Here is a 6688-nt window from a genome sequence, read left to right on the forward strand (position 1 = left end):
AAGGCAATCTCGTACCGCTGATCGCGAAGCTGTTGGAACTTGTAGTTTCCGTTAGCCCATAAGGTACTAAATTTAATTTCGATCCGCCTGCCCTCGATAACACGATCCGCATCCGAATCTCCGGAACGACTAACATTGAATCCGCGAGCTGCCAGCCAACCTGCTACCAGTAGTTCGCCAATCTTTCCGACCTGACGAGATGGGCGCTTCTTGATCCATGCAAATGGGCTACCCTCCCAGCCTGTGTCCTCGCTGGTGTATTCAGCCTCTAACGCCTGACTTATCCCTGCCAGTAACCTTACCTCTGGGTTTACAATTTTCATGAGAAAAGTTCTCCTTGCGGGTTCTTTGCTTCGAGTGTCTTAGGTGCCCACCCAAACCATTCTGTGGGCTGCCCCATAAATCGGCGTTCCATTACACTCAATGCCTCCGGGTTGCTGTCCACGAGGATGCAGCGGCGGCCGAGGGCGAGGGCGGACTCGCCCAGCGTGCCACTGCCCGCGAAGCAGTCGAGGAGCAGGTCGCCGGGCCGGGAATGCACCTTCACGATCCGGTCAATGACGCCCCGGGGTTTCTGCGTGGGGTAGCCGGTTTTCTCTTTTCCGTTGGGGCTGACGATGGTGTGCCACCACGTGTCCGTGGGCGTCTTTCCTTTTGCGGCCTTCTCCGGCCCCACGAGGCCGGGGGCCATGTAGGGGATGCGGTCGCAGGCGTCCAGATGGAATTGGTAGTTTTCCGGGTCCTTCGCGTACCAGAAGATCGTGTCGTGCTTCGCGGGCCACTTGGTCTTCGACCGCGCCCCGTAGTCATAGGCCCAGATGATTTCGTTCAGGAACGACTCGCGGCCGAAGATCAGGTCGAGAAGAACCTTGCAGTAATGCGCCTCGCGGTAGTCAATGTGGAAGAAGAGGCTGCCGTCCGCCGCCAGCACCCGCCGCGCCTCCACCAGCCGGGGCTCCAGGAAGCCGAGATAGTCGTCGAACAGGTCGGAATACGCCTTCGACCCCAGTTTCACCGTCCGGTAGCGCCTCCCCTGAAACCCCGTCCGGTCGCCGTCCTCGTCGCGGACTGTCGATAGTTGCGTCCGCCGCTGCACCTTGCCCGTGTTGAACGGCGGGTCTATGTAGATGAGGTTGACCGACCCCCCGGGGAGTTCCCGAAGGACGGGGAGGTTGTCGCTATGATAGATGATTAGTTCAGCCACGGGAAGCCCTCAATGGTTGCGAGTGTTCCGTACATTCTACACGGTACGATGGCGGCATTTCGCGCGCGGAGCGCGCCTTGGAGTGCGGTAGCTTGCTGCCGCCTTTCAGACCGGGGAAACGCCATGCCTCCGGGACGGCGGCATACCCCGGCTCATACCTGGGCTACGCGCGGGCAAGCCCGCGCGAAGAAGGGCGGCAGCAAGCTGCCGCACTCCAAGGTGCTGCGCACTGTGCAACACGGGGCGCGGCAAGCAGCGCCCCCACAAGAGGGTTGCACGGTGCTCGCGCACATGCCGACGGCATGGGCAGGTAGGGGCACCGCTTGCCGCGCCCTCTTCTCTTACCGCAGGACCGTCTCACCCGGCATGTGAGGGCCGGTCTTGGGAGAAGCGGCACGTTGAACGGCCTGCGGGATGTTTGTATGCTGGTGGCCCGTCGGTTAAGGCGGAAACAAGGAGCGTTTTTCATGAAGTGGAAGCTGGCTGTGGTGCTGGGGTGTCTGGCGGGCGCGGCGTTTGCCGTGGAGGAGTCGGAGGTGCTGGCGGAGTGGGTGGTGGAGTCGGGGGACGCGCGGGTGGAAATCTACCAGGGTGCCGGCGGCACCTATGAGGGGCGTCTGTGCTGGTTGAAGGAGCCGGAGTATCCCGCGGGGGACCCGGAGGCGGGCAAGCCGAAGCGCGACCGGGAGAACCCCGACAAGGCCCTGCGCGACCGTCCGATCCAGGGGCTGGTCTTTATGACCGGGTTCCGGTACGACGGCGACGGCAAGTGGAAGGGCGGCAAGGTGTACGACGCCGAGAGCGGCAAGACCTACAGCTGCAAGATGACGCTGAAGGACCGGGACACCCTGGAAATCCGGGGGTACATCGGCGTCTCCCTCCTGGGCCGCAACCAGACCTGGAAGCGCCACACGCCGCAGTGAGTCTCCGGAACTTTTCCCGGGGACGGGTGTTTCACGGGGTGCGCGCCGGACAGCGGTCCGGGGCGCGGTGACAAACCCGAAAACCAGGAGAACGAAGAGATGACACGGAACATCGCGATGCTGGCCCTGCTGCTGGCACTGGCACCGGCCCTTGCGGCCGTGGCCCAGCCCCCGGCGGGATCCCCCCCTCCCCCCTGCCCCGCCGCCCAGGGCGCGCCGTGCCCCGCGGCGCAGGCGGGCCCGCCCCCCGGGCCCGGTCCAGCGGCGATGGTGAAGGCCGCGGACGCCGACAAGGACGGCAAGGTAACCCTGGAGGAGTTCAAGGCCGCCGCGCTGAAGGGCGCGGAGAAGCGGTTCAAGGACCTGGACCGGAACGCGGACGGCGTGCTCACGCCGGAAGACCAGCCCGAACGCCCCACCCCCCCGGCAAAGCCCGCCGCGGCCAGGAAGCCGGGACAGGGCAAACCCCGGCAGGCCGGCCCCACGCCGCAGCAGCGCGCGGAGCAGGCCGCCAAGATGAAGGCCGCCGACACAGACGGTGACGGCAAGGTCTCCCGGGAGGAGGCGCGCTCCGCCTTCCCCAAGATGACGGACCAGCGTTTCAAGCAGATGGACCGGAACGGCGACGGCTTCCTGGGTCCCGAGGACCGCGTCCAGAAGGCCCCGAAGAAGGGCAAGCCCGCCCCCGCGAAAACCAACTGACCAACCCGTCAGGAGGACTGCGTCGGCCGGAAGGGCGCGTCCCTTCCGGCCGCCCGTGTTTTTCGGGTTCTGGTATGCTTTTGCCGGAGAGCAACAGCATGTCGCCGGACTTGAACGCAAAGAGGGTTCAACACGACAAGCGCGCCCTGCGCCGCGAGGCACTGGCGCGGCGGAAAGCCCTGCCCCGCGCCGAGAAGGCGCGCCATGACCGCGTCATCCGCGACCTTGTGCTGGGCCTTGAAGCCGTCCGGGGGGCCGGAGCGCTGCTCACCTATGTCTCCTCCCTGGAGAATGAGACGGACACCTGGGCCGTCCTGCGGGCCTTTCTCTCCCAGGAGCGGCCGGTTTTCGTGCCCCTCACGGGGGAGCGCTTCGGGGAAATGACTTTTGCGCGGATACTGTCGCCCGATGAGCTGCGCCCCAGGCGCTTCGGCCTGCTGGAGCCCGATCCGGCCGCCCGGCGCGCGGACCCGGTCCCGGAAAATGCCGTGTGCCTGGTGCCCGGGCTCGCATTCACCCGGACCGGCTACCGCATCGGCTACGGCGGCGGATACTTCGACCGGTTCCTCGCCGCGTTCAAAGGGGTTTCCGTGGGGCTGGCCTATGCGCTCCAGGTGGTGGACACGGTTCCCGTGCTGCCCCACGACACGCCGGTGGACCTGTTGGTGACCGAGGAAGGGGCGGTGGACTGCGCCGCCGAGCGCGGCCTCAGGGGGTGATCAGGCCCAGCACGGCGTCATGGACCGCGCCGTTGGTGACCAGCACGCCCTCGCGCCCGTCGAACACGCGCAGGGGCGACCCGTCCAGCCGGGTGGCCATGGCGCCCGCCTCCTCGGCAATGAGCTGGGCCGCCGCGTAGTCCCAGGGGTAGAGCGACATGTGGAGATAGCCGTCCGCGTCGCCCGTGGCCACCTGGCAGATGCCGCCGACGGCGGCGCCCAGGCAGCGGATCTGGCCCGCCTGCCTCATCACATTGACGGCGCGGCTCACGAAGGTGCGCCGGTCGTGGATGGTGCTGAAATCCACCTCAACGCAGGCCTCCTCCAGATGCTGCACCTCCGACACGCGCAGGCGCGCGCCGTTGCGGTAGCTTCCCGAGCCCTGCTCGGCCAGGAAAAGGTCGCCGGACAGGGGGAACACCACGCCCGCTGCGCGGGCCAGGCCCAGCTCCACAAAAGCCACCGAGACGCCGAACACGGGGGTCATGCCCCGCACGAAGTTGTAGGTGCCGTCCAGCGGGTCAATGACCCAGGCGCGCACGTTCGGATCGTCGGGAAGCCGTGACAAGGCCCCCTCCTCGCCGACCACGAGGTCCGTCGGGAACGCCTCGCGCAGGGCGTCCACAAAGCGCTTCTGCACCGTGAGGTCCACCTCCGTCAGCAGGTCGCCGGGATCGCCCTTGGACGCCACGGTGATCATCTCGCGCCGGCCGTATTTCTCCCGGACGTATTCGGCGGCCTCTCCGAGAAAGGTCTCAATCAGCTGAATTTCACGCATGGGGTCGTCTCTCCAGTCGAATCTGACGCTACACGGCGCGCACCCGGCCCACGCCGAGCCGCCGCAGCCGCTCCGCGGCGGCCTCGGCCTCCTGCCAGTTCATGGGCTTCCCGGGCGGCGGCGGCGACGGCGGCGCGCCGCCGATCTTCTCGCGTTTCGCCAAACCGCCCGGATGATAGGCCATGATATGCACCTCCGGCGGGCGGTTCAAGCTTTTCACAAGCGCGGCCACGGCCGCCAGATGGTCGTCGCGCAGCGTGGCGCCGGGCACCAGGGGGCACCGCAGCACCAGCGCGGCCCCCGCGCGGTCCAGCGCCCGGAGGTTTGCCAGGATGCGCCGGTTGCCGCGCCCCGTGTGGTGTTTGTGCAGCGCCGGGTCGGTCTCCTTGAGGTCGGCCAGGAAAAGGTCCGTCACGGGCAGCACCCCCTGGAGAACGGCCCAGGGCACGGCGCAGGAGGTCTCCACGCAGGTGTGCACGCCCGCGCCGCGCGCCGCGGCCAGCAGGGCGCGGGCAAATTCGGGCTGGGCCAGCGGCTCCCCGCCGCTCAGGGTGATCCCGCCGCCCGTGGCGTCGTAGAACGGCTTGTCCCGGAGCGCCTCCGCCATCACCTCCGCCACGGTCATGGTCCGGCCCGCGCGGGTCAGCGCGCCCGCGCAGCACGCGTCCACGCAGGCGAAGCACGCGCGGCACCGCGACCGGTCCAGGAGGTGCCCCGTTTCAGAGTCAAAAAGGTGTGCGCCCTCCGGGCAGACTTCGGCGCATTTTCCGCACTGGACGCAGGCGGCGGCGTGGTAGAGCAGCTGGGGGCGCGGGTCCATGCCCTCGGGGTTGTGGCACCACGCGCAGCGCAGGGGGCACCCCTTGAGAAACACGACGGTGCGGATGCCGGGTCCGTCGTGGACGCACATCCGCTGGATGTCAAAGACCACCCCGGAGGGGGTGTCCGCGCCGCCGCCGGGCGGCTCAGACCAGGGTGTTGCCGGAGTCAGCATCGAAGAAATGCGCCGCCCCCATGTCCGCGTCCAGCGCGTACGGCGCGCCGACGTCGGGTTCCCGGTCCAGATGGACCCGTGCATTGAGGGCGACGCCCTTTGCGTTGAGATACAGGTTGATTTCCGAGCCCATCGGCTCGACCACCTCCACCACTGCCCGGATGACCGCGCCGGGTCGCTCCTGTCCGGGCGCGACCGTGCGCAGATGCTCCGGCCGGAGGCCGAGAATCACCGGCCGCCCCGCGAGGCCCCGCAGCCGGTCCCCCATTTCCGGCGGCACGGCCAGGCGGATGTCCCCGTTGGTGAAAACCGGCGCGCCGTCCTCCGATTCCAGCCGGCCGGGGATCATGTTCATGGGCGGGCTGCCGATAAAACCCGCAACGAAGCGGTTGACCGGGCGGTGGTACAGCTCCAGCGGCGGGGCCACCTGCTGGATCACCCCGTCCAACATGACCACGATCCGGTCGCCCATGGTCATCGCCTCCACCTGGTCGTGGGTGACATAGACCATGGTGGCGCCCAGGCGGTGGTGAAGTTTCGAGATTTCGGCGCGCATCTGCACCCGCAGCTTGGCGTCGAGGTTGGAGAGCGGCTCGTCGAACAGGAAAACCTTGGGCTGGCGCACAATGGCGCGCCCCACGGCCACCCGCTGGCGCTGGCCGCCCGAAAGCGCCTTGGGACGCCGGTCCAGCAGCTCCGAGAGGCCCAGAATCTCGGCCGCCCCGCGCACCCGCCGGTCTATCTCCGCCCGGGGGCACTTGCGCAGCATGAGCCCGAAGGCCATGTTCTTGTACACCGTCATGTGCGGGTACAGGGCGTAATTCTGGAAGACCATGGCGATGTCGCGGTCCTTCGGGGCCACCTCGTTGACCACCCGGTCCCCGATGAGAATGTCGCCCGAGTCGGCCTCCTCCAGCCCCGCGATCATGCGCAGCGTGGTGGACTTGCCGCAGCCCGACGGCCCCACCAGCACCACAAACTCCCTGTCCTCCACCGTGAGACTCACGTCCCAGACCGCTTGCACGCCGCCCGGATAGGTCTTGCACAGGTTTCTCAGTTCAACACGGGCCATGCGGGTCGGGGGCCTCCTGTTGGAATGCGTCAATGTCGGCGGGCGCGCCGCGCCGGTGATGATAGCCAACGGCGGAAAGGCTTATCAAACCTGTGCTCCCAGGGCAATCGCATTACAATGCGCCTTGAAAAACCGCCTGAAAACGGCAGAACGTCCCTCGGTCTGTGATTCCGTCTTTGTTGTCCCAACGGGACATCCGCCTATAGCCCAGGCCAGGCCGCCGCCCGAAGGGCCAGGCCTGCCCTGGGGAGGAGGCACCCTCCAACACATGCCCTGAAAGGGCATCCGAAATTTTC

General features: G+C 67.4%; 8 protein-coding genes. 3 read left to right on the plus strand and 5 right to left on the minus strand.

Going from position 1 to position 6688, the window contains the following annotated elements; genetic code table 11:
• On the minus strand, positions 1 to 323 hold a 323-nt coding region (locus GXY15_16375; GenBank protein NLV42788.1), incomplete at its 3' end, for a hypothetical protein.
• Positions 320 to 1204, minus strand: coding sequence for a site-specific DNA-methyltransferase (locus GXY15_16380; GenBank protein ID NLV42789.1), 885 nt, complete (start codon positions 1202 to 1204; stop codon positions 320 to 322). The genes GXY15_16380 and GXY15_16375, both read right to left, overlap by 4 nt.
• A gap of 467 nt (positions 1205 to 1671) precedes the next feature.
• Between GXY15_16380 and GXY15_16385 the strand changes: the two genes are divergently transcribed.
• The 3 genes from GXY15_16385 to GXY15_16395 all read left to right on the plus strand — a co-directional run bounded on the left by GXY15_16385 (position 1672) and on the right by GXY15_16395 (position 3548).
• Positions 1672 to 2127: a DUF2147 domain-containing protein gene (locus GXY15_16385; protein ID NLV42790.1), complete on the plus strand. Its 456-nt coding sequence runs from the start codon at positions 1672 to 1674 to the stop codon at positions 2125 to 2127.
• A gap of 99 nt (positions 2128 to 2226) precedes the next feature.
• On the plus strand, positions 2227 to 2829 hold the full coding sequence (locus GXY15_16390) for a hypothetical protein (protein ID NLV42791.1): 603 nt from the start codon (positions 2227 to 2229) through the stop codon (positions 2827 to 2829).
• A 98-nt stretch (positions 2830 to 2927) separates the two neighbouring features.
• Positions 2928 to 3548, plus strand: coding sequence for a 5-formyltetrahydrofolate cyclo-ligase (locus GXY15_16395; protein ID NLV42792.1), 621 nt, complete (start codon positions 2928 to 2930; stop codon positions 3546 to 3548).
• On the opposite strand, the gene GXY15_16400 is transcribed toward GXY15_16395, so the two are convergent.
• Genes GXY15_16400 through ugpC form a run of 3 tightly spaced genes read right to left on the minus strand, consistent with a single transcriptional unit; the run spans position 3538 to position 6392 of the window.
• A complete protein-coding gene (locus tag GXY15_16400) occupies positions 3538 to 4326 on the minus strand; it encodes an inositol monophosphatase (GenBank protein ID NLV42793.1) in 789 nt (262 codons plus the stop codon). The genes GXY15_16395 and GXY15_16400 overlap by 11 nt on opposite strands.
• 28 nt (positions 4327 to 4354) lie before the next feature.
• Positions 4355 to 5320 (minus strand): glycyl-radical enzyme activating protein, encoded by a 966-nt coding sequence (locus tag GXY15_16405; GenBank protein NLV42794.1) that lies wholly within the window; start codon positions 5318 to 5320, stop codon positions 4355 to 4357.
• Entirely contained in the window at positions 5292 to 6392 is a 1101-nt protein-coding gene (gene ugpC, locus GXY15_16410) for a sn-glycerol-3-phosphate ABC transporter ATP-binding protein UgpC (protein NLV42795.1), read from the minus strand. The genes GXY15_16405 and ugpC overlap by 29 nt, the downstream gene beginning before the upstream one ends.
• Positions 6393 to 6688 lie beyond the last annotated feature (296 nt).

The organism is Candidatus Hydrogenedentota bacterium (genome assembly GCA_012730045.1).
In the GTDB taxonomy this organism is placed as follows: Bacteria; Hydrogenedentota; Hydrogenedentia; order Hydrogenedentales; family CAITNO01; genus JAAYBR01.

Bases quoted from the DNA above. Each gene is read 5' to 3' on its own strand.
- GXY15_16395 (NLV42792.1), top strand. From the start codon at position 2,928: ATGTCGCCGGACTTGAACGCAAAGAGGGTTCAACACGACAAGCGCGCC.
- GXY15_16400 (NLV42793.1), bottom strand. From the start codon at position 4,326: ATGCGTGAAATTCAGCTGATTGAGACCTTTCTCGGAGAGGCCGCCGAA.
- GXY15_16405 (NLV42794.1), bottom strand. From the start codon at position 5,320: ATGCTGACTCCGGCAACACCCTGGTCTGAGCCGCCCGGCGGCGGCGCG.
- ugpC (NLV42795.1), bottom strand. From the start codon at position 6,392: ATGGCCCGTGTTGAACTGAGAAACCTGTGCAAGACCTATCCGGGCGGC.
- GXY15_16390 (NLV42791.1), top strand. From the start codon at position 2,227: ATGACACGGAACATCGCGATGCTGGCCCTGCTGCTGGCACTGGCACCG.
- GXY15_16385 (NLV42790.1), top strand. From the start codon at position 1,672: ATGAAGTGGAAGCTGGCTGTGGTGCTGGGGTGTCTGGCGGGCGCGGCG.